Genomic DNA, 22,148 nt, shown 5'->3' with positions numbered 1-22,148 from the left:
CGCAACAGGAGCGAATGCGATGAAAAACCTTGCTGGATTAATGAAACAGGCAAGCCAGATGCAGTCCCGTATGCAGGACGCGCAAAAGGAGTTGGCTAATCTGGTGGTTGACGGTAGCGCTGGCGGTGGCCTTGTAACGCTGCAACTTACAGGCAAGGGTGAAATGCGCAATTTGCGCGTTGATCCGAAGCTGGCCGAGCCAAGCGATATGGAGACGCTGCAGGACTTGATCGTAGCGGCTTACACGGACGCAAAAGCCAAGGCTGAAGCTGCGAGTTCGGAAGCGATGCGTCAGGTTACGGGTGGCATTGATCTCCCGCCCGGCCTGAACCTGCCTTTCTAAGACGCTTTTTGGGACTGTATCCGGTGAGTAAGCTGTGAGCGGTACGACTGAAATCGAGCAACTGATCGTAATGCTTTCGCGGCTACCGGGCTTGGGGCCGCGCTCAGCCCGTCGTGCGGTATTGAATCTTTTGCGTCAGCCAGAGGCTCGTATGTTGCCTTTGGCTCGGCAGATGGAGCGTACGGCGCAAAGCGTCAAGACATGCTCACAGTGTGGAAATCTGGATACAGTCGACCCTTGCAATTTATGTACTGAACCAATGCGAGACCACTCCACTGTGTGTGTGGTTGAGACGGTAGGAGACCTCTGGGCACTCGAGAGGGCATCTGTCCATCGTGGTGTTTATCAGGTGTTGGGTGGGACTTTATCGGCTTTGGCTGGCTGCGGCCCGGATGATTTGAACACTCGTTCACTTCTGGAGCGGATTGAGGCCGGTGGTGTGAAAGAGGTTATTCTGGCCTTGGGTGCCACCGTTGAGGGCGCTACTACGGCGCATTGGCTGCAAGAAAAACTTTCTGCTTACGCAGTGACGATCAGCCGTGTTGGACATGGTGTACCAATGGGCGGAGCCTTGGATGGTTTGGATGACGGCACTTTAGCTGCTGCGCTGATGGCGCGTCGGAGTCTGGGGTAATGTTGCCGATATCGTCAAAAATACCGAGGGTAGCGCTTGTTACTGGTGGTGCGCGCCGTATTGGTCGTGCGTTGGTAGAAATGCTCGCGCAGGAAGGCTTTAGTGTTGCAATTCACTACCGCAACAGCCGGGATGAGGCGGAGGAACTTCTTCAACGCATTAGGGGGCGAGGTTGCATTCTGCGCGCGGATCTGTCGCAGGAAGCAGACGTAGAGGGGCTTGTCTCCGCCGTGCAGGCCCGACTGGGACCAGTTGGCGTATTGGTAAACAATGCCTCTGTTTTTACCCGGGATGAGATAGGTGATGTAACCCGCGAAAGCTGGGACCGGCACTTGGAGCCAAATCTACGGGCTCCGTTCGTCTTGACGCAAGAGGTGGCGAGGGCGCTGCCTGATGGCGCTGAAGGAGTGGTTCTGAACCTTCTCGACCAAAGGGTATGGAATCTTACTCCTCATTTTGTGACGTATACGCTTTCAAAATCAGGCCTGTGGACATTAACACAGAGTCTCGCTTTGGCGTTGGCACCTAAATTGCGCGTGAATGCTATTGGGCCCGGACCGGTTTTGCCTGCTGAAGGTCAGTCCGATGCACATTTCAAAACGATGTGTGAGCGTACACCGCTCCGTCAGGGTGCATCGCCTGAAGAGATTGCTTATGCAGCAAGAACATTATTGGCGCTGCCGTCTGTAACGGGGCAAATGCTTGCGCTCGATGGGGGGCAGCACTTGAATTGGTCGCCACGTTAATGCGTGGTGATATGAGCGCCAATGCGCTTAGGCTGCGCGAAGTTGAGTATACTGACAAAGAGGCTTTGATTGCGGCCAACAAGGCGAATAGAGCTTTTCATATGCCGTGGTCAGCACCTTTTTGTGACGAAGCTGGTTTTAGGCAATGGTTTTCGTCTTGTATCGGCGATGACGCTAAGGGGTTTATCGCTCTCGAAGTCCATACGGGCGCAATCGTCGGGGTTTTGACCTTGAGTCAGATTGTGCGTGGCAATTTTTGCAGTGCTTATCTTGGGTATTATGGCATGCAGGAAACCGCCGGGCGTGGCTTGATGACTACGGCTGTACGTCGTGTTGTAAGTGCTGCTTTCGGGCCTTTAGGTTTGCATCGTGTGGAAGCCAACATCCAGCCGGGCAACAAGCGCTCAATCGCTTTGGTTAAAAGAGTGGGTTTTGAAAAAGAAGGTTTTTCACCTGCGTATTTGCGAATTAATGGCCAATGGCGTGATCATGAGCGCTGGGCAATACGACCTGAATTGCTGCTTTAGTATTGCCTATCCTGCTTTGGGGCGGTTTTTCTCCGCCCTATAATGGCGCTTAGAATGTTGTTGAGAGAGTGCCTGTCATATTGAAGCGTGGTTCAACAAAGAACTGCGCACTCGAACCGGCAGTAGACATGTTTCCGTTCAGCAAGCGCACGGCTGTTGCTCTGTCGCGGACGCCTACAACGCCGGTGCGGATGACGGCGCCTGTCAGGTTGCCGAAGTTAAGGCGCAGCGTTGGTGATTGCGCGCGCCAGATAGGGTGAAAATGGTAGCCGAGGGATAAGGTGTTTGTAACGTAGCCGGGCATGCGCTGGTCACCTGCAATGGTAACGGATTGAGGCCCGGTATAATGCAGCGTGGCGTTGGAGAAAAAGCCGCCGGCTGTGTAGGTCAGACCGAAATTCGACAAAATGCGCGGTGAGAGCGGAGCTTGCGTGCCTTTTGTCCGGAAGGCTGAGAGGTTGCCTTGGCTGTCTGAGGCAGCGATATTCGTATCGAGACGGGCGTTGAGATATTCGAACGAGACATATGGGCTGAAGCCATAAATTGGCTGTAGCGACGCCATGATATCAAAGCCACGCGCTGTCTGATTGCCTGCATTGATAACGCCGTAGACGTTGTTCCCCACGTAGGTAGAGAGCAGTCTATTGGTAATGTTGTAGTTAAAGAGGTCTAGGTCCACGACGATATGAGAGTCGTTGTAGCGGTAACCCAGTTCTTCTTTAATCGAGTACTGATTTTTGGGCAGGCTGCCTGTAATGGGCGTGTTTGCAAGAGATGATGAAGCAGGTTGTCTAAAGTCACCTTCACCGTTGAGGTAAAACTGGTGGTGTTCATTAATGCGGTAGCTGAACGAGAGGTGAGGCAGTGGCGCGGTGAGGTTTTGACCCATGCGATTGCGGTTCGGGTAGGTAATGTACCAGACGTTTGACATTACATATTTAAAGCCCGCTGATACTTGCAGCTTATTACGTAAAAATTTAGCGCGGTCCTCAATAAAGAGGGAGTGGATTTCGTAACCTGCGGTATTGCCGGGGAAAAAGCGCTGCCCGTTTTGGTAGACTTGGTAGTCAGCATTGTTGGGGCTTGCTGCGGAGCCGTCGGCTTGTGTTACGCTGCGAGGGAAGTGCTGAGTATAGTCTTGATTGACGTACCAATAGCCGAATTCGAGGTGATTGGTCTTGGTAATATCGTAGCCGATCTTAGCGGTAGCACCGACGTTTAGCGCACCAACGCCTTGGAAATACGTTGTTAGCGGGGTACCTGCTGGAATTGTTTTGCCGTTGGCGTAAGTGGTGTTCCCAGCAGCCAAACCGCCTGCGGCACCGTTCCAACCTAGGCCCCAGCTATAGTAGGGCTGGATATCGAACTGTAGCTTTTTGCTGAGGACGAAATGGAACGGCGCATTAATGAAAAGCTGGTTCCAATAATTGCGATAATTCCGCCAGTAATCGTTGTTCTTAGGGTCAAATTCGGCCGTATGGCCGTAGCCCTGACCGGTATCCTTGTAGCGGAAAAATTGCGTATCAGTTGGGTAGCGGTCAACAACCCATTCGGTGTTGTTCCAAGAAAGGAAGAGCCGCGCGAACGAACCGTTGTCCCAGTCTTTACGTAGGCCGAAATCAAGGTGACGGCGTTGGTTTTGGCCCGCTCCCATCCAGCTACGTGCATATGTGTTTGAAAAAGAAATGTAGCCGCGTAGCCCGGTATTGCCGATTTTTCCCGATTCCAAGCGCAAAAACTCTCGGGATAGGTTGTTGGTCCCGTAGGAAAAATCCATCATTCCGCCAAATTTGCTGCCAGCGTCGATAGATGTCTCATTGAGTACACCTGCTGCAGCGGTAGTGGAGGGCAAGTCGATAGGAGACGTGCCAGGAGTGACGCTTACGCTAGCAAGATTTTCTGAATCGATGTTTTGCGCCAGAAAGGAAGCTGCCGAGGCGGGGGCCCCGTCAACCATCAGGGCCATGTCTGCATCCGTTAAGCTACGGCTTTGAATCGTGCCGCCTTGCATGCCGGAAGTGTCAGCTGTCGAAATGCTCATGCTTGGAAGGGTTTTAACCAAGCTGAGTGCCGTGCTCACGGGGCTTTTCTGTTCGATAAAAGCTTTGGTAACGGTCTGGACAGCATAGGGAGCTGTCTCCACCCGCATCATGCCGCCGCCGCGGCTGTGGGACTGACGAGACTTTGACACTGTCACGTGTTCGTCTGAATGACTATCCAAGCTCGAGATAGTATGATTTTTCTTATTTTTTACAGGGGCTGCCAAAGAAAAATGAGGATGAGCTAAAATAGCCAACCCTGTTACGAGCGTTATGGACTTAGAGTACTTACCTTTTAAATGAAGATATAAGTCACGACGGTCCATGTTTTATTTCTGCCCCTGCGGAAGTTATTTAAATGGGAGAAGTGCTCGTGCTGCGGACATTCGCGGCATGAATTCCACGGGTCATTTAGGTGAAATCAGTTTTTTAGCCAAAGGTAAATTATTGCAATATAATGTTCTAAAAATTATCTTTTTATAAAAAGATCAACGTTTACAGTGGGTTATGTTTAAAAATTTGTTTATAACAAATAATTACTTTAACGAATCATTTCAAATTGAGCTCAAAGCGCTTGGCGAGGAGGATTATTGCCCCGCGTGGAGCGTTGCTTCCTTGTAGTCTTCAATAACAAGGGCAATGGGCGCGTCATCGGCCTCGCGGCGTAGAAGGGCACGGTTTTCGAGAATATAGTTCGTATTCTGTGTGAGAATTGTGCTGCTGATTGTGTGGCGTGTAAAATGTGTTTCGCGCACAGCACGCCCGAAAGGCGTTTGAGTATGCTCAAGAGTGTCGTTCATCTGCGGCGTTAGACGCTCGGGGATGTACCAGTTCCACGCATCGGAAAAGGGTGTTTGGCCACATAATAAGGCGACGTGACGGACACGGACAGCCTCGGGCGATTGAACACTTAACGTATTTAGAATGATGGCAGATGGGGTAGGGGGATGGCCCACCGTGATATTTTGAACATGGATGGGTGTGCGGCAAAGACTTTGGAGTGTAGCCGTTGCGCTTGCGCGGCTGGAAAGGCGCTTTTGCAGGTCAGTAGCCTTTAAAACAGGCTGGGACGGGGCACTGCATCCGCCTAGCAGCGCAAGCGTGAAGCTTGCGCATGCCAAGAAAATCGCGTGACGGAACAAGCGGGACTTGTTCTTAGTTGTCGTCGCGGTCGTCTTTATCGGTCGTGACTTCGATGTCGTTAGACAGGTCATCGTCATCGTCCAAGTCGTCGTCATCAGCGATAACGTCATCACCGTCATCACCTGTGTCGATGTCGACGTCTGTGTCGTGCTCGTCCTGAACGCCGTTCGGATCTTTTTCTTCTGGGAGCGGTTCATCGTTTGATTTCAAACGACCAATATCACTCGGTTGGGTACCACCGCATTTTGGGCAAATCGCGGGGACACGGTTCAAGTCATAAAAGCGGACACTACAGTCGACACATGTCCGTTTCAGACCGAGTTCGGGTTTTGCCATGTTGCGCAAGCCTACCAATGCCACGGAATTAGAGAAGGGCGGCCATGCCACCTTGTGCGAGGCATGTCAATGTTTTTGAAGGAAACGGACTGATTCGGCGCATAAAAAGGAGGGTTTTTCCCGTACGAACGGCGATTGACAGTTTCTAGGTATGGGCGGCATGAACAAGGGTATGAATCAGCGACCTTTGAACGTTTCTCGTGCGCAAACAGGCTTGCAGGGTACGACCCGCGTGCCTGGCGATAAATCTATCAGCCATCGCTCGCTTATGTTTGCGGCATTGGCTGCAGGGCAAACGCGCGTGAGCGGCTTGCTGGAAGGCGAGGATGTGTTGCGTACTGCGGACGCGATGCGGGCATTGGGTGCAACGATAACGCGAGACGGCGATAATTGGGTTATTGATGGTCGTGGCGTTGGTGCTTTGTCAGAGCCTGAAGACGTTTTGGATATGGGCAATTCGGGCACCGCTGCGCGTTTGCTTTCCGGGATTTTGGCGACTCAACCCTTTTTAAGCGTCATGACGGGAGACGCGTCTTTACGTTCGCGCCCAATGCGCCGTGTGACGGCTCCGTTGAGCGAGACGGGTGCTGTTTTTGAAACGCGTGAGGGCGGGCGTCTACCGATGGCCGTGCGTGGCACGCGTGACGCAAAGCCTCTGCATTACCGCTTGCCAGTTGCGTCTGCTCAGGTGAAGTCTGCCGTGTTGCTGGCTGGGCTGAATGCACATGGTGAAACAACAGTTGAAGAGCCTGTCGCAACGCGTGACCACACAGAGAATATGTTGCGCCATTTTGGCGTAAACGTTGATGTTGAAGTTATGTCTGATGGCGGGCGGCGGATTGCCCTGACAGGGCCAGCGGAGTTGACAGCGCGAGATGTTGTCGTGCCGGGCGACCCCTCTTCAGCAGCTTTCCCAATTGTGGCAGCGCTACTGGTGCCGGGGTCTGACATTTTAATTACTGGTGTAGGGCTTAATCCTTTGCGGACTGGCCTTTTTCAGACGTTGCAAGAAATGGGTGGTGACCTCTCCATTCTCAATGAGCGTATTGAGGGCGGAGAAGCTGTAGGCGATATTCGGGTCAAGCACTCTGCTTTGCATGGTGTGGAAGTACCCTCAGACCGCGCTCCATCTATGATTGATGAATACCCGGTGCTTGCTGTGGCTTGTGCTTTTGCCGAGGGGGCATCCCGGCTTCTTGGGCTTGAAGAATTGCGTGTGAAAGAAAGCGACAGGCTGGCGGCGACTGTTGCATTGTTGAACGTCAATGGTGCGGCAACGACTGTTGAAGGTGATAATCTGGTTGTCCATGGCGGGGGTGGTAGCTTAGGCGGTGGGCACGTCGTCACGCACATGGATCACCGCCTTGCGATGAGTGCTGTTGTTTTCGGTTTGGCGGCGGAGAAGGCTGTTTCAATTGACGATACAGCGTTTATTGAAACCAGTTTCCCTGGATTTGTGGCGCTAATGAACGCGCTTGGTGCGGGTATTCGTTAATGACAGCAGGTTTTGTTATTGCGGTAGATGGTCCTGCTGCTGCTGGGAAGGGTACTTTGGCTCGGGCTTTGGCTGACGCATACAGCCTGCCCTATCTGGATACTGGGTTGTTATACCGGGCAGTAGCACGGCGGGTTTTAGATGCGGGCTTGCGGCCTGAAGATGCAGCAGAAGAAGCGGCATTGCGTCTGGTGCCGGAGGATATGCAGCGCAATGACCTGCGTGTGCCGGAAGTGGATAGAGCTGCATCAATTGTAGCGGCTCAGCCTGCGGTTCGTGCAGCCCTGCTTGAAAGGCAGAGGGTCTTTGGGCGCGAAGGTGGTGCGGTTGTTGACGGGCGCGATATCGGTACAGTCGTTTTTCCAGATGCGCCGGTAAAGCTTTTTATAACCGCATCGTCACAGATAAGGGCTATGCGGCGTCATAACCAACTCAATGTTGGGGTGGAGCTTGAGGGGGCGGCATTAGAAGCCGCCATTGCAGAAATCGAGAGCCGAGATACGCGGGACTCGCAGCGTGATGTTGCGCCGTTATGTCCGGCTGATGATGCCTTAACGATTAACACGGATGGTATGAGTGCGGCGGAAGTCTTTCAAAAGGCTTGCGACTATATTGCACTGCGCCGCAGTTAGAGCAGATTTGCGTTTTACAAAGGTAAAAGAGGCGCTTTTTTATTGACATTGACCATAGCTAGGGTGTCTTTGCTCTCCTTAGAAACGGCTTGGTTATTTAGAGGCGCTTCTCTCTTGTCTGCTTTTGCAGCGGGAGTTTCTCATCACGGACCTGTCGGAGCCGCTTGAGGGCCTGACGGGGAGACGTCACACATTTTACACCGCATGCGGGTGTGGCGCAGGCATGGATTTATCGCGTTACTGCGAAAATCCGGGAAAATTGGATTTACATGGCTTCTGCCACATTAATGAACTCGGCTGCACACGGCACCGAAGATTTTGCTGCTCTTCTCGATGAGACACTGGGCCGCGACACGGGTTTTGAAGGTTCCGTTGTTACGGGTCGTATCGTTCGTCTGTCCGACGAATTTGCGATCGTTGACGTTGGCCTGAAGAGCGAAGGCCGCGTTGCGCTGAAGGAATTCGGCCCACCAGGCGTTGCACCAGACGTAAAGCCAGGCGACGTTGTTGAACTGTACGTTGAGCGTTACGAAGACCGTGACGGCTCCATCGTTCTTTCGCGCGAGAAGGCTCGTCGTGAAGAAGCATGGACAGCTCTTGAGCGTGCATTTGGTAACAACCAGCGCGTTAACGGCACGATCTATGGTCGCGTTAAGGGTGGCTTCACGGTTGACCTCGGCGGCGCGATGGCATTCTTGCCAGGCAGCCAAGTGGACATCCGTCCGGTTCGTGATGTTGGCCCGCTCATGGGGCAGCCTCAGCCATTCCAGATCCTCAAGATGGATCGCGCACGTGGCAACATCGTTGTATCGCGTCGTGCAGTTCTTGAAGAGACCCGTGCTGAGCAGCGTTCTGAGCTGATTCAGGGCCTGAAGGAAGGCATGATCCTTGACGGCGTTGTCAAGAACATCACCGATTACGGTGCGTTCGTTGACCTCGGCGGCGTTGACGGCCTGCTGCACGTTACGGATATTGCTTGGAAGCGCATTAACCACCCATCTGAAGCTCTTCAGATCGGTCAGCCAGTACGCGTTCAGGTTATCCGCTTCAACTCTGACACGCAGCGCATCTCCCTTGGCATGAAGCAGCTTGAAGCTGATCCATGGGAAAACGTTGCTGTTAAGTACCCAGCAAGCGCTCGTTACACGGGTCGCGTCACGAACATCACCGATTACGGTGCATTCGTTGAGCTGGAGCCAGGTGTTGAAGGTCTGGTACACGTTTCTGAAATGTCTTGGACAAAGAAGAACGTACACCCAGGCAAGATCGTTGCTACTTCTCAGGAAGTCGACGTTATGGTTCTCGATGTGGACAGCTCAAAGCGCCGCATCTCTCTGGGCCTGAAGCAGGTTCAGCGCAATCCTTGGGAGCAGTTCCAAGAAGAGAACAAAGTCGGTTCCGTCATCGAAGGCGAAATCCGCAACATCACCGAGTTCGGTCTGTTCATTGGCCTCTCCGCAGACATCGACGGCATGGTTCACATGTCCGACCTGTCTTGGGACGAAGCAGGCGAAGCAGCTATGGCGAACTACGAGAAGGGCCAAGTCGTTAAGGCTAAGGTTCTCGACGTTGACGCTGAGAAGGAGCGCATCTCGCTCGGTATCAAGCAGCTTCAGGAAGATCCAGCCGCTGACACGCTCGCACGCGTTCAGAAGGGTGCAATCGTAACCTGCGTTGTGACAGCAGTTCAGACAAACGGCATCGAAGTTAAGGTTGATGACGTTCTGAATGGCTTCATCCGCCGCGCAGAACTGGCTCGCGACAAGGCAGAGCAGCGCCCAGAGCGCTTCGCTGTTGGCGAGAAGGTTGATGCCAAGGTTGTTGCTGTTGAGCGTGCTTCTCGCAAGCTGGCTCTGACAATCCGTGGCCGTGAGGTCGAGGAAGACAAGCAGGCCATCACAGAGTACGGTTCATCTGATTCAGGTGCATCACTTGGTGATATTCTGGGCGCAGCGATCCGTCGCCGTAGCACAGACGCTTAATCGACCAAGGTATTAAACCCGCCCTTTACGGGGTTAGGGTGAAGAAAGGGCCGCATCAGCGGCCCTTTTTTTTTATTTATTCCAAACTAGAAGGCTAGTCGAACGTAGATTTTACTGTTTTAATGATTGAGTTAAACATGGTCAGATTGTGCAAATGCAGTGCACATGAAGTGTATTGCATGTTGTTAAGGCTTGATTCTAAATTGGGGGTGGGCGTAAGGCGCTCAATTGCTTGATGGCGGTCATTTATAATACGAACTTTACGCATAACCCCAATTCATATCTTACCCTAGCAATAGAGCGCTCAGCGAAGACTCTATTTGGGAATGATGATGTTGTTGTCGCTGACAACATGTCCTTGGCAGGAATAGCGGCCTCCGGCGAACACGATGTCTTGATCTGCATTGATGCGCAGCGGATTCATTTGCCGCTATTACGGCGCATTCGTCCCGCATTTCAGACAATGATTTTGTGGACGTTTGAAGACCCCTTCATGAGGGACTTCAACGTTGAAAATGCTGGTCTTTTTGACTTTGTTTTTACCAATGATCCGTCTTGCGCTGAATATTACAAGGGTAAAGGTCATTACTTACCTTTGGCCGCAAGTACCTCTATTCATGAGCGCAAGGTCCTGACGGCCAACGAGCTTGAATACGACATCTTCTTTGCGGGCACGATGTGGCCTAACCGTGTCGAGACGCTCCGGCGCGTTATCGCCGCTTTCCCGGATGCGCGTCTGAAGCTTATTTGCCCAGGCAACGAGTATCTGCCGCCTCTGCCAGCGGATCTGGCTGCTCTGGCTATACAGCGGCCAGTAAGCCACGAAGCGTTTATTGATTTCGCGAACGTGAGTGCTGTGACGCTTACGATGTTCCGAGATTACGCTAGCCATGGTGACGTAAGCCAAGCGACGGCGCCGGGGCCGCGTTTCTTTGAGCTGGGCCTCGCAGGAACGGCGCAGGTGGTTGAAGCGCCAGAAAGCATGGGAAGCGAGCACTTTGAGACAGTGGACGGGATTAGTCTCGCCCGGACGCCTGACGAAGTCGTTGAAGCCGTTGCTCGTTTGCTAGAAAGCAAGAGTGCTCGTCGGAAGGCGGCTCAGGCTTCTCAGAAATCCGTTGCTCAAAAGCATCTTTACGAAAATCGCTTGCAGAGCATGCAAGAGATTACGGGGGCGGATTTCAGCCGCCGCAAACAACCCGCTGCCCTGGTTGAGCGCCGCCGCCGCCTTCGTGTGTTGATGTGCACGCACTCGACAATTCATGAGCAAGCATGGGGCGGTGTAGAAGTTTACCAGCAAGCCCTGTGTTCAATGCTTGGCCGCGATGTAGAGTTTTTCTATTGGCTCCGTCGTGGCGGCTCTTGCTGGATGACAACGGCGAGCGGCCAAGAGTTGGACCGCTTTGACGTGCCGGAAATGGGCTGGCAGGACGTTATGTGCGATGGCGCCGAAGAAATGGCGTTTTCCAGTGTTATTGCGCAGTACAACATCGACATTGTTCATTTCCAGCATTTGGGGCACCATGCCCTTTCATTGCCAATCATCGCCAAGGCGAGCGGCACTGGCGTCGTTTTCTCAGCGCATGACTTCTGGCTGGTTTCCGCACGCTACAATCTGCTGAACCACGAATTGCGCTACATTGAGGATGAAGTTCGCTCTGTCCTTGCTGCCGATATCACACTTAAGGCCGCTGAAAATGTAGAGTACGGTGGCGAGCAGACACGCCGTGCTTTTGTGGCAAAGGCTCTGCGGTCCGTTGATGCTGTAATGTTTGGTACAAAGCATTCGCGCGATTTGACGCACGAGATTTATCCAATTCTGGATCAGAAAATTAGTCGTATCACAGGTATTCCTAGCCCTGAAAACACGGTACCAGTTGTTCCGAAGGCGTATGCGCCGCTTGATGGCCGTCCGCTATCCGTTGCGATCGTAGGTAATTTCCTTCGGACCAAGGGTGCAGACACGATTCTGAGCTTAATTGAGATTGCGCATCCTGATCACTTTGTTTTCCATATATTCGGCTACGTTCATCCCGAGTATGAAGCTGTTCTAAACGCTGTCCCACGGTCGAATGTGAAGGTCTATGGCCGTTACGATATGGGTGATATTGAGAAGCTAAAGGCAGCTGACGTAGCGCTCAATCTGTCCATATGGCCTGAAACGTACTGCATCTCGCTTTCAGAAGCGTGGCAGAACGGTCTGCTGCCGATTGTGACCGATGTCGGGGCTTTGGGGGACCGCGTTGAGGATGGTGTGAATGGCTTTAAGGTGCCGATTAACCGTCCGAGCATGGTTTTGGAGCGCTTGGAACTTCTTCGTTCGTCTGAGACGTTGCGCCGTTCGATGATGGAAAACATCGGCCCTCATCTGTGGACAGACGCCGGTGAATATGCGCGCGATCTTCTTGCGTTGTATAAGGAAATCTTGCCACGTCGCGAAATGGGTGTGTCAGATCTTCGTATCGACGCAGGGCAGGTCCATCTGTTGCCACATAATAGTTGGAGACATCAGGCACCACCACGCCATATCTTTGACCCACCGACACAACGTGACCTGTCCGTCGAGTTGCCAGTCCCAGTCAACGATTGGTTCTCTATCCAGGGTGCAGAATGCTATGTGGACGATATCTGCCACCATGTGTTCCGCCCCGGTGTAGACATCAGTTTCGATGGAGCTGGCGAGTTCCATATTCGTGGCTGGTTCCTGCTCCCCGGTATTTCTACTGCAGGGCGCATGCTTGCTGTCCTGATTGGTGAAGCACCGGACGCACCAACGATCTATGTCGAGTGTCAGCGTGAGACACGCAGTGATATCGCAAAACTCTTTGCGGATTCTCCACGGCGATCCGGTTTCTCAGGACAAGCTGCGCTGCGCGGTAAATGGTGTGAGGGGCGTTTCCGCGTTGGGCTCATTAACGTTATCCAAGGCCAAGGTGCGTTCCAGCTCACGCCATACCAGATTGAGGTAGAAGGCGGGCAGGTCACGACGATTGAGCGTATTGCACCGTCCAACGGGCAAATTCTGGAAGATTTCGAGCGTATTGCTCACGATGATGGTTTGCTGAGAGGAATCAAACTGTCCTCGTTCCAGAAAGCGGGCTTGCATTCGCATGGTGAAGGTCGTTTAGAGCAATTCATTGACGACTTCACAGGCGTCGTGGGTGAGCCTCTGAAAGAGGTCGTACCCGACGGAGAGTTGCATATTCGTGGTTGGGCCTTCTTGAAAGGGCTTCAGCGCGCTGGACAGATTTACATTGCGCTGGTTCAGCCGCAGCGTGGCGATGTTGTCCTCTCTGCTCTTCAGCGTCGTGTACGGCATGACGTGGCGCGTGTTCATTCTGATGCCCCGCTTTGTGCTGGCTTTGAGGGTGTGCTTGACCCGAAACGCGGCTACGCGTTGGTGCTGGAGGGGCGTTACCAAGTTGCGATTGTTAATGTCGCGGGTGACGTGTTCGGAACTTACGTGACAGATCTGGCAGTTGAATTCGCTGCTGGGAAAATCCAGTCAACGTTAAGAGAGGGTCTGTCCGCTCAAGATGCGCGTCGGGTTGAAGAGCTTTTAAACCAGCGGGCTATGTCCTAAAATTAGAGGACATATGAAATGTCTGGTGAAAACAGCATAAGGGAAGCGCGCCAGCCAAGCTGGCGCCTTTTCGAGGCGGACTGGTATCTTCTGCGCTATCCAGAAGCTCGTGAGTGGATGGCGCGAGAAGGTATTGATGACGTCGAGGTATTTTACAAACAGTACGGTCAGAGATACGGCCATTCGCCTAATCGGTATTTCGATGAGGTTTGGTACTTAGAGTTTTACCCTGATGTTCGCCGCGCCGTTATCGAAGGGTCTTATGAATCTGGCTTCGCGCATTACTGTGCGGGTGGCTATGTTCATAACTCAGGGCACTGGCTGTTCGATGAACTCGAATACCGTCGTCGTTATCATGAACTGACACAGCGAGCGCTTGAGGAGCAGGGCTTCTCAAATGGATATGACCATTTTTTGGAGGTCGGCGCCGAGCGGAACTATGTAGGTCATCGATTTTTCAACTCCGACTTATGTCGTGAGCTAGCGTTACGCTTTCCCGAATATTTTGATGTGCGGCTTAGTTTGTTCGCATCATGGCTAGTTCTTCCGGCAGAAGTCGCAGATGCTGGTCGTGTCTCGTGGTATTTTGACCCAGTGTGGTACCTGAACCATTACCCGGCGGTCCAAAAAGAGATTGATGATGGCCGGTATGGCAATGCGCTGCACCACTACATGACAAATGATCGTGCGCGCCAGTTTGATCCGCTCGAGTTCTTCTCCGAAGAGGAGTACGCCCAGCTTTACCCCGATTTAAAAGCTGCTCTTGAGCAGGGGGTATTTCGGAATGGGTACGATCATTTTGTCCGTTTTGGAGCGAATGAGGGGCGTTCACCTGGGAAAAACCTCGGGATGGATTCCTACATGTCTCGTCCGCAAGTGCGGCGGGATCTGAGGAACAAGCTCTTTGATACGCCTTTTACGCATTACGTTGCGGGGCGCGTTACTCCAGACTCTCAAGCAGCTCTGGCCGGCGTTGCGGAGATTGACGAGGTACAAGCCAAGATTGTGTTTGAGCGTGAAGCTGAAGCACAATTGCCGATGTTGGTGCGCCGACGGTTAGACTTCACTTATTCTGGCTTGCCGGAAATAAGTGTAATTATGGTTTTGTATAATAAAATTGCGCTCACCATGCAGGCTTTGGCCTCATTGCGTGCAAATTATGCCGGAGCCATACAGGTCATCATCGTTGATTCTGGCTCGCATGATCAAAGCCGACAGCTTTTGCAGTTCGTGCGAGGCGTCAAGCTGCTGCGGTTTAGATACAACATAGGGTATTTGGAAGGGTGTAATGCAGGGCTGGAGGAGGTTGAAGCACCTTTTGTTTTGTACCTGAACAATGACATTCGCCTTGCACCAGATGCTTTAAAATTATCTCTCAAGCGTATCCGCTCGGAAGCAAATATCGGTGCAGTTGGTGCCAAGATCATACGCACCAACATGCATTTGCAAGAAGCTGGGTCAGTTGTCTGGCGCGATGGCAGCACCTACGGCTACAAAAGAGATGCAGACCCTAATTTGCCTGAGGCAAATTTCATACGTGACGTAGATTACTGCTCGGCGGCATTTATTGTTGTGCGTTCGTCGCTTCTGCGACGTCTTTCGGGTTACGATCCGCGCTTTAGGCCAGCATATTTTGAAGATGCGGATTTGTGCGTACGCATAATCAAGGCAGGCTTCCGGATTGTCTATGACCCGACAATTGTTATTGAGCATCTGGAGTTTGGTAGCTCGGGGGCATCAGGTTCCCTGACATTGATGCAGGCGAATCTCAAAGCTTTTGCGCGTGCGCATACGGACTTCCTGAGAAACCAGCACCCGCCACATCTCAGAAATGCCGTCCATGCACGTGAGAGGCGCGGTGAAGAAAAGCGCATTCTATTCGTTGAGGACCGACTGCCTTTGCGTCGCTTGGGCTCAGGCTATGTGCGGTCTAACGATGTTGTGCGAGAGATGGCTGCCCTGGGCTACCACGTAACGGTTTTCCCCATGCTGCCACGTGAGCAGAGTGTTCTGGATGTTTTTGGAGACTTCCCTGAAACAGTAGAGTTGCTGCCGGATTTGCATGTTGCTGATTTCGCGCAATTTATTCAGGAACGTACCGGGTATTATGATCTTCTCTGGGTCGGTCGGACGCATAATATGGTCCGGCTTCTACCAGTTCTGAATGAGATGAGTCGTTATCTGCCGAGCGGCGGTGCCGTTTTGGATACGGAGGTCATTGCAACCCCCAGAACTCTCGGCCGACTGGAAGTTTTGGACTTAGAGCCAGCTGAGCAGAGTTTTGATGAAATGCTGCAAGAAGAGCTGGACGTGGCGCATTTCTGTCAGCGTATCGTAACGGTGACAGAGAGCGATGCAGGGCTGGTACGGCGGGCGGGTTATGAAAATGTTTCTGTCTTAGGGCATGAAATGAAACCCAAGCCTACCCCGGCTAGTTTTGAAGAGCGTAAGGACATTTTGTTCTTAGGGGCTTTGCATGATCCGGGTTCTCCAAACCATGATAGCCTTGAATGGTTTGTAGAGGAGGTTTTACCTCACCTAGATGATGTTTTGCCGAGTGATGTGAAGTTCACCATTGCCGGGTTTATTAGTCAGTCAGTTGATATGAGCCCTTTTGCCCTGCATCCGAGGGTGGATATCGTCGGGGCCGTACATGACTTGGAGCCTTTGTTTAACCGGCACCGCATATTCGTTGCGCCGACACGCTTTGCCGGAGGGCTACCATTCAAGGTGCAAGAGGCTGCCAGCCTCGGTATTCCAATGGTGGTAACGTCTTTGCTGGCCTCGCAAGTTGGGTGGGACAACGGGAAGCAGGTGCTGCATGCTGGTATTAATGATGCAAAGTCTTTTGCTGACGCTATAGTACGTTTGTATCAAGATCGTGAATTATGGGGGCAGCTCCGTAATGAAGCGCTAACAGCGATTCGAGAAGATTGCTCACCCGCTAAGTTCAGGCGTGATCTCGACCAGATAATACAGGCTTGTATTGTGTGACCAGATAGGGCTTTGATTAAACGTTTAGTATAAGGCCGTTTCGCAATAGCGAACTCTTTGAGGGAACAGGTGGAATAATGTCGGAAACCGTGATTGAACGTCCTGACGAAACGGCGATTTCAGCCTCTGGCCTGACGGGTCGGGTTTTGGTCTGCAGTGGTGGACGTTACGAAAGCCAAGCGAATGCGCAGATCCGTGAGTCCATTATGGACGGTTGGGCTGCATGTTTTGGTGAGGATAACGTAACCGCGGTTCATATTTCTGCAGCTGCTGCCTCGATTGCACTGTTAAAGCCTACGATTGTTTTTGCGATCGGCTCATATTTGCCAGAGAGCACGTATTTTGGCGAAGTCTGCCGTGAGGCGCGCAAGATCGGTGCTGTAACGGTCTTCTGGGCAACGGAAGACCCCTATGAGCAAGATGCAAATTATCGCGTCGCTGACGATTTCGACGTTGTTTTCTCGTGCGATCGCTGGGGGCATAACTTCTATCAACGCGACCGTGTGTTCCACTTGCCATTAGCTGCAAGCCCCAAGCTGCACTACATGCCAATTGATGAGACCGTTGAGAAGACAATTGACGTGTTGTTCTGCGGTGTTGCGTTTACAAGCCGCAAAGACATCGTGCGTAACCTTCTGCCCGTTTTGCGTGACCTCAATATTAAAATTATTGGGCCAGGTTGGGGCGAGCTAGGAATTGGTTTCTCGGACGCTCGTATCGAGAAGAACCAGCTGGTTGAGTTATACCGCCGTTCCAAATTGGTGCTTAACCTCGGTCGTTCGCTGCATTTCGAGAACAAGCGCTTCATCATTGCGCCTTCAACGCCGGGTCCGCGTACTTTTGAGGCCGCTTTGGCTGGAGCGTTTCAGGTATTCCACGAGGATACGCATGAAATACGGCGCTATTTCCGCCCTGATGAAATCCCGACATTCTCAAACAGAAAAGACTTTGAGAACATCGTTGCGACTTATCTGAGCGATGACGCCAAGCGGTTGAGCATGGCGCGCAAGGCTCAGGCCCGCACGGAGAAGGAGCACTTGTACAAGCACCGTATTGAACAGGCTCTGTCCGTGCTGAAGGCGGAAGGGCTGATTGGCTAAAGAGCTGGCTTCTTACTAAGCAATAAAAAAGGCGAGAAGGATTTTCCTTCCCGCCTTTTTTATTGTGTCTGACGCTGTGTGTTACCAGAGAGCGGTATGCTCTCTGGTAAGGGTGTAGTGGTACGGTTTATTGGGGGGCTGGGCCAAGCACGGCCTGTGCAAGGTCATTTGGTCTTACCCATTGTGCGAATGCAGCTTGAACCTGCTGTGGTGTCATTGTGTAGATGGCCTGTGCCATGCGGTTCGGCGTATCCAGCGGACGTCCAAGGCTGCTGAGGCTTAGAATATTATCCGCCAGCCCATCGAAGCTGGAGCGTTCGATCGGAAGGTCACGTAGCAGAGCTGCCTTGGCGAGGTTGAGGGTATCGTCCGAAACAGGCTTTACGCGCATGGTCTCAACGTCTTGCAAAGCGTGCTCACGTGCTTTGGAGACTTTGCTTGGGTCTGAACCAAAAGAGATAGAGAAAGAGGCGCGGGTGCGGGAGTAGTTGAAGCTGCTGCCCACGCCGTAGACGTAGCCTGTTTTAACACGCAGATCCTGCATCAGGAGTGAAGAGAAGCCTTCACCTAAGATCGTATTGCCGACTGTAAGAGCATAGTGCTGAGGGTCGTTGACGTTAAGGCCGATTGTTTCGGAGAGATGGACTTCGTCTTGCGAGCGGCCTGGATCAGCGGTGTTGATTTTGGAGCTTTTGCTGAGTGGAACTGTTGGTAGGTCGATTTGCGGCATTGGTCCTTGAGCCTTCCAGCCACCAAATGCTTTTTCGACTTCGTCGCGTGCCGCTTCGGGTGTGATGTCCCCAATGACGACAATGGTTGTCAGGTCAGGGCGGTAAGTTGCCGCGTAGTAGTTCTGCACGTCTGGCAGGGTCAGGCCCATGATGGTTTTGGGTGTTGCTTCACGCAAGGTAGGGTCGTTTGCAGGGACGAGTGCCGCGTGGCGTGCTTTGTTGAACTTGTAGCTAGGTGATTGCATTAAGCCAGCGGTGGATTGCGCGGCTTGTGTTTGTTCAATGCGGAATGCCTGTGCCGGGAAGGCGGGATTAAGCTCGTGTTCAGCCAAGAGGTTAAGCGCTTTTGGGAAAGCGTCGGACAGTGCTGAGACGCTGAAGCTCGCACCTGCTGTTTCAGATGCAGCAAGGTCATCAAAGGCGCGGGCGAGTGCTAGGCGGTCATGTTGTTTGCTGCCAAAGAGGAACAGGGAACTCGTCAGGCTTGAGAGGCCTTCTTTGCCGCTCGGTTCCTGTAAGTCTGCGTTTTGGCGGATCATCCCCTGAAGTACGACCGTGTGACTTACATGCTCTGGCTGGACAATCAGGCGGATGCCGTTTGAGAGAGTATAAGCGGTCGGGATAGCGGCTGCGGGCGGGAGGGTGAGGCGCGAGAGGGCGTTTGTTGCCCAGCTTGGCAGAGCCACTTTTCGGGAAGGTGGAGAAGAGAAGGATTCAGCGCCGCCGAAGCCTTTGGCACCCGTGGCAACGCCCTTATTATTCGGCGTGAGAGTGACAGTCAGCATGTGCTCAGGGTCGAGGAGTTTTTTGGCCAGCTCATCAATCTGTGCTTTCGTTACTTTATGGAAAGCGGTGATCATGTCTTGCGGGCTGGAAAGGTGGTTGAATGTAAGTGCCTGCGACCAAGTATTTGCCAAGCTTGAGATGCTGTTGGCATTAAACTCAATCGATGCAATTTCTTTGCGGCGTGCTGCTTCGATGAGATCTTCAGGAATGCCATTTTGGCGGTAATGCGCGAATACGGCAGCGATGGCTTGGCGCAGGGGCTCTGGATTAGCCGATGATGGCAGGGCTGCATAAGAGAAAGCGAGGCCTGCCTGTGGGTCTGGGTCGTACTCAAACCCTGTTCCGAGTGCCTTGCCTGAGGGTACTAGACCAAACAAGTCTGCGCGGTTGCTGCCCAGTACATCTGCGAGCAGCGTGAAGGCCGCGTAATCTTTATCGCGCGCGCCGGGTGCTTGCCACGCGTTTACGAGAAATGTCGCGGGTAGGTCGGTATCAAGTTTAATGGCTTGAGCTTTAATTGGCTCGGGGTGCACTTCCGGGCGCTTGGGAAGAGTTATTGCGGGAATTTTACCAAAGGCTGCTTCGGCCTGTGCAAGTGCCGCTTTTGGGTTGACGTCGCCCGTTATGACCAGTGTTGCGTTATTTGGACCGTACCACTGGTTGTAGAATGTGCGTAAAGTCGTAGCTGTTGTTTTGTCGAAAGAGGGACGAGAGCCTAGTGCGTCTTCTTCGTAGGGGGTGTCTTTAAAAATGATACCTCTTATCTGGGCGAACATTCGGTAAAACGGGCTGGACAAGTCTCTGGAGACTTCCTGCTCGATGGCGCCTTTTTCATGGGCCCATTCAGCATCTGTGATGTTCAGGCCGCGCATACGTCCGGCTTCGATTTGTAGAGGAACATCCAGATTAGCGGCCGGGGCCGTGAAATAATATTGCGTTACGTCTGATGTTGTATCGGCGTTGTCGTTGTTACCGAGCTGGGCGCTGATAGTGGAAAGCTGGTCCCTTGAGAGGCTCTGCGATCCATTGAACATCATGTGTTCAAGGGCGTGTGCTGTGCCTGAGAACCCCTTTGGCGCGTTAACGGACCCTGTTTCATAATTGATCATGGTTTGTACGACCGGTGCGAGGGGGTCGCTTACAATAACAATTTTTAGGCCATTGGAGAGGGTGGCTCGGGTGACATTGCTCTCATCTTGCGCGCCGCTCGTTGCCTGAGCATTGGCATGGCTGGATATAAAAACGGGTGAGGCTAAAATAGACGCAGCTAATAATGCTGCGCGAGGGAAACGAGCAAAGCTAGGCATAGTGTCAAAAATTCCCCGAAAATATGTTGTAACAGTCACGTTAGCGTTACGTTTCTTAACCTGTCCAGTCAGGATGTTTATAATAAGGCAGGGTAGAAAAAGATGTGCGTTGTTCAGGGGAGTGCAGTAAGAACAGCCTATGACTTTTGCAGAACGCCTCACACGCTGGGATGGTTGGTTGATTGATCAACTGTTTCAACCTCTCGCGGATCGCTTGCCTTTTGAAAGGGCAGCAATTCAACTGGGTATGAGCTTCCAACTTGGTTCACTGATGCTGACCGCGATGGCGCTGCTAATGCCAATTGTCCTTTTGGGCGCCTCTTTTGGGGATACGGTGGATTCTTGCCTCATCCTGCTCATGAACTTTGCATTTTTCATGGGCATGAAACGCAGTGCGCCTTTGGTCCGCGCTGGTATGATGAACCCCCTGCGCCCAATGCTGATGGCGCAACGCCTCATCTCAATTGCTTTTGTTTTATATCAGGCTTGGTGGTGCCTTGGGGCGCACGGCATAATGTTTGATGTGTCTTTTGTTATGCTTTTATCGCAGATTACGTTTGTGCTGGGGCTTTACTTTGTTGCCTGCCAGCCGCGTCCCCCCCGTGCCCGATTTGCGCAGAAAAACGGCCAGATTATTGATGGGCCGTGGAGTACAAGTGGCCAACTCCGCTAACGAGCAACTTCGGTGAACGACGATCCGGCCCGTTTGCGCATTTTACACGCGTTATCAACGTGTGAATTTGCAGGAACTGAACGGCATGTTGCCCAATTAAGCGCCCTACAAGCGCAATCTTGTGACGTCACCGTGTTACTGGAGCGTGAGACGTGCGATGCCCGAACAGGTGGAGATATTACGCAGCACTTAGCCCCGAGTGTTCGTGTCATTCGGGCTGGGCGTTGGGGGTATCTTGTGAGCCTCGCTCAATTATGGCGTTCGGGGCATTACGATATTATTCATACGCATTTGGGGCGTGCTTCTGCGCGTGCCACGTGGTTGCGGCGTTTAGGGATCGGTGGAAAAACGCCACTTCTGGCCACACTGCATACACGTTACCGCGAGCGAAGCTATGGCACGCATGACGCACTGATTTGTATAGCACGTTGGCAGTTTGAAGAGCTTCCGCAGGCGCAGAAGCAGCGGGCACGTATTGTGCCAAATTGGACGGCTGTGGAAGTTAAGCCCAGTGAGCGCAGCGTATTGCGGGATGCTGTGCGGAAAGAATTGGGCTTGCCGCAGCACGCATTTTTGGTCGTGGCAGCTGGTCGAATGGTGGAAGAAAAGGGTTTCAAAACTCTTATCAAAGCGTGGGGAGCAGCGCGAAGGCCAGCGGGGGCGGCTTTGGTGTTTGTAGGGGACGGCCCCCAGCGGTTGACGTTGGAGGCTATGTCACGAGAGAGCACAGACATCCATTTCATGGGGTATCGTAAAGATATGCCAAGCCTTTTTGCGGGGTTTGATGCTTTTGTAATGCCGTCACACCATGAGCCGTTTGGTCTGGTTTTGTTGGAAGCTATGGCGGCTGGTCTGCCTGTCCGAGCGACTGCTGCAGGTGGGGTGCTCGATATTTTAGCAGATGCACCAGAGTGTTTTATTGAGCCTGAAAACCTGCAGGCAATGGTGGGAGCATTGGAGGAGTTGTGCGCATCCTCTTCCTTGCGAGACTGGGATATGGCGCTTTGGCGGCCAGACGTGCAGGCTGCGCGCGTGGCTGATTTTTATCGTACTTTGACAAGTAAGGCCTCTGCTTTACAGTCGGGGGACCGTTAGAA

16 protein-coding genes are annotated in these 22,148 nt (G+C 52.6%); 12 read left to right on the top strand and 4 right to left on the bottom strand.

Features of this window, described 5'->3' with window-relative positions:
* The first annotated feature begins 19 nt into the window (after window positions 1–19).
* The 4 genes from D5366_RS02020 (at window position 20) to D5366_RS02005 (ending at window position 2,250) form a co-directional block, all read left to right on the top strand.
* Entirely contained in the window at window positions 20–343 is a 324-nt protein-coding gene (locus tag D5366_RS02020; protein ID WP_141492077.1) for a YbaB/EbfC family nucleoid-associated protein, read from the top strand.
* 70 nt (window positions 344–413) lie between these two features.
* On the top strand, window positions 414–977 hold the full coding sequence (gene recR / locus D5366_RS02015) for a recombination mediator RecR (RefSeq protein ID WP_408902237.1): 564 nt from the start codon (window positions 414–416) through the stop codon (window positions 975–977).
* Window positions 977–1,723, top strand: coding sequence for an SDR family oxidoreductase (locus D5366_RS02010; RefSeq protein ID WP_141492075.1), 747 nt, complete (start codon window positions 977–979; stop codon window positions 1,721–1,723). Before recR ends, D5366_RS02010 begins: the two co-directional genes overlap by 1 nt.
* The gene (locus tag D5366_RS02005) at window positions 1,723–2,250 is read left to right on the top strand and encodes a GNAT family N-acetyltransferase (RefSeq protein WP_240775293.1); all 528 of its coding nucleotides are present in this window, start codon (window positions 1,723–1,725) and stop codon (window positions 2,248–2,250) included. Before D5366_RS02010 ends, D5366_RS02005 begins: the two co-directional genes overlap by 1 nt.
* A 49-nt stretch (window positions 2,251–2,299) precedes the next feature.
* Here the strand turns inward: D5366_RS02005 and D5366_RS02000 are convergent, their stop codons facing one another.
* The 3 genes from D5366_RS02000 to D5366_RS01990 all read right to left on the bottom strand — a co-directional run bounded on the left by D5366_RS02000 (window position 2,300) and on the right by D5366_RS01990 (window position 5,768).
* Window positions 2,300–4,402, bottom strand: a complete 2,103-nt coding sequence (locus tag D5366_RS02000) for a TonB-dependent receptor (RefSeq protein WP_141493758.1) — start codon at window positions 4,400–4,402, stop codon at window positions 2,300–2,302.
* Between the two features lie 474 nt (window positions 4,403–4,876).
* Window positions 4,877–5,431, bottom strand: coding sequence for a hypothetical protein (locus D5366_RS01995; protein WP_240775292.1), 555 nt, complete (start codon window positions 5,429–5,431; stop codon window positions 4,877–4,879).
* Window positions 5,432–5,444: 13 nt separating this feature from the next.
* The gene (locus tag D5366_RS01990) at window positions 5,445–5,768 is read right to left on the bottom strand and encodes an FYDLN acid domain-containing protein (protein WP_141492074.1); all 324 of its coding nucleotides are present in this window, start codon (window positions 5,766–5,768) and stop codon (window positions 5,445–5,447) included.
* A 172-nt stretch (window positions 5,769–5,940) separates the two neighbouring features.
* On the opposite strand from D5366_RS01990, the gene aroA reads away from it, so the two are divergent.
* The 6 genes from aroA (at window position 5,941) to D5366_RS01960 (ending at window position 17,554) form a co-directional block, all read left to right on the top strand.
* On the top strand, window positions 5,941–7,263 hold the full coding sequence (aroA, locus tag D5366_RS01985; protein ID WP_141492073.1) for a 3-phosphoshikimate 1-carboxyvinyltransferase: 1,323 nt from the start codon (window positions 5,941–5,943) through the stop codon (window positions 7,261–7,263).
* Entirely contained in the window at window positions 7,263–7,895 is a 633-nt protein-coding gene (gene cmk, locus D5366_RS01980) for a (d)CMP kinase (RefSeq protein ID WP_141492072.1), read from the top strand. The genes aroA and cmk overlap by 1 nt, the downstream gene beginning before the upstream one ends.
* A gap of 269 nt (window positions 7,896–8,164) precedes the next feature.
* Window positions 8,165–9,877 carry a 30S ribosomal protein S1 gene (gene rpsA, locus D5366_RS01975; RefSeq protein ID WP_141492071.1) on the top strand — a complete coding sequence of 571 codons (1,713 nt, stop codon included), beginning with the start codon at window positions 8,165–8,167 and terminating at the stop codon, window positions 9,875–9,877.
* 235 nt (window positions 9,878–10,112) lie between these two features.
* On the top strand, window positions 10,113–13,460 hold the full coding sequence (locus D5366_RS01970; RefSeq protein WP_141492070.1) for a glycosyltransferase: 3,348 nt from the start codon (window positions 10,113–10,115) through the stop codon (window positions 13,458–13,460).
* An 18-nt stretch (window positions 13,461–13,478) separates the two neighbouring features.
* Window positions 13,479–16,454, top strand: coding sequence for a glycosyltransferase (locus D5366_RS01965; RefSeq protein ID WP_141492069.1), 2,976 nt, complete (start codon window positions 13,479–13,481; stop codon window positions 16,452–16,454).
* Window positions 16,455–16,531: 77 nt separating this feature from the next.
* Window positions 16,532–17,554, top strand: a complete 1,023-nt coding sequence (locus tag D5366_RS01960) for a CgeB family protein (protein ID WP_141492068.1) — start codon at window positions 16,532–16,534, stop codon at window positions 17,552–17,554.
* 127 nt (window positions 17,555–17,681) lie between these two features.
* Here D5366_RS01960 and D5366_RS01955 read toward each other — a convergent pair whose 3' ends face one another.
* Window positions 17,682–20,378, bottom strand: a complete 2,697-nt coding sequence (locus D5366_RS01955) for a M16 family metallopeptidase (protein WP_141492067.1) — start codon at window positions 20,376–20,378, stop codon at window positions 17,682–17,684.
* A 139-nt stretch (window positions 20,379–20,517) separates the two neighbouring features.
* Between D5366_RS01955 and D5366_RS01950 the strand changes: the two genes are divergently transcribed.
* Together D5366_RS01950 and D5366_RS01945 are read left to right on the top strand one after the other, a co-directional pair.
* Window positions 20,518–21,051 carry a hypothetical protein gene (locus D5366_RS01950; protein WP_141492066.1) on the top strand — a complete coding sequence of 178 codons (534 nt, stop codon included), beginning with the start codon at window positions 20,518–20,520 and terminating at the stop codon, window positions 21,049–21,051.
* Between the two features lie 12 nt (window positions 21,052–21,063).
* On the top strand, window positions 21,064–22,146 hold the full coding sequence (locus D5366_RS01945) for a glycosyltransferase family 4 protein (RefSeq protein WP_141492065.1): 1,083 nt from the start codon (window positions 21,064–21,066) through the stop codon (window positions 22,144–22,146).
* Window positions 22,147–22,148: the final 2 nt, after the last annotated feature.

Source organism: Neokomagataea tanensis (genome assembly GCF_006542335.1).
GTDB lineage: Bacteria > Pseudomonadota > Alphaproteobacteria > Acetobacterales > Acetobacteraceae > Gluconobacter > Gluconobacter tanensis.
The sequence above is the reverse complement of the archived record's forward strand: the minus strand, read 5'-3'. Positions and strand labels throughout refer to the sequence as shown.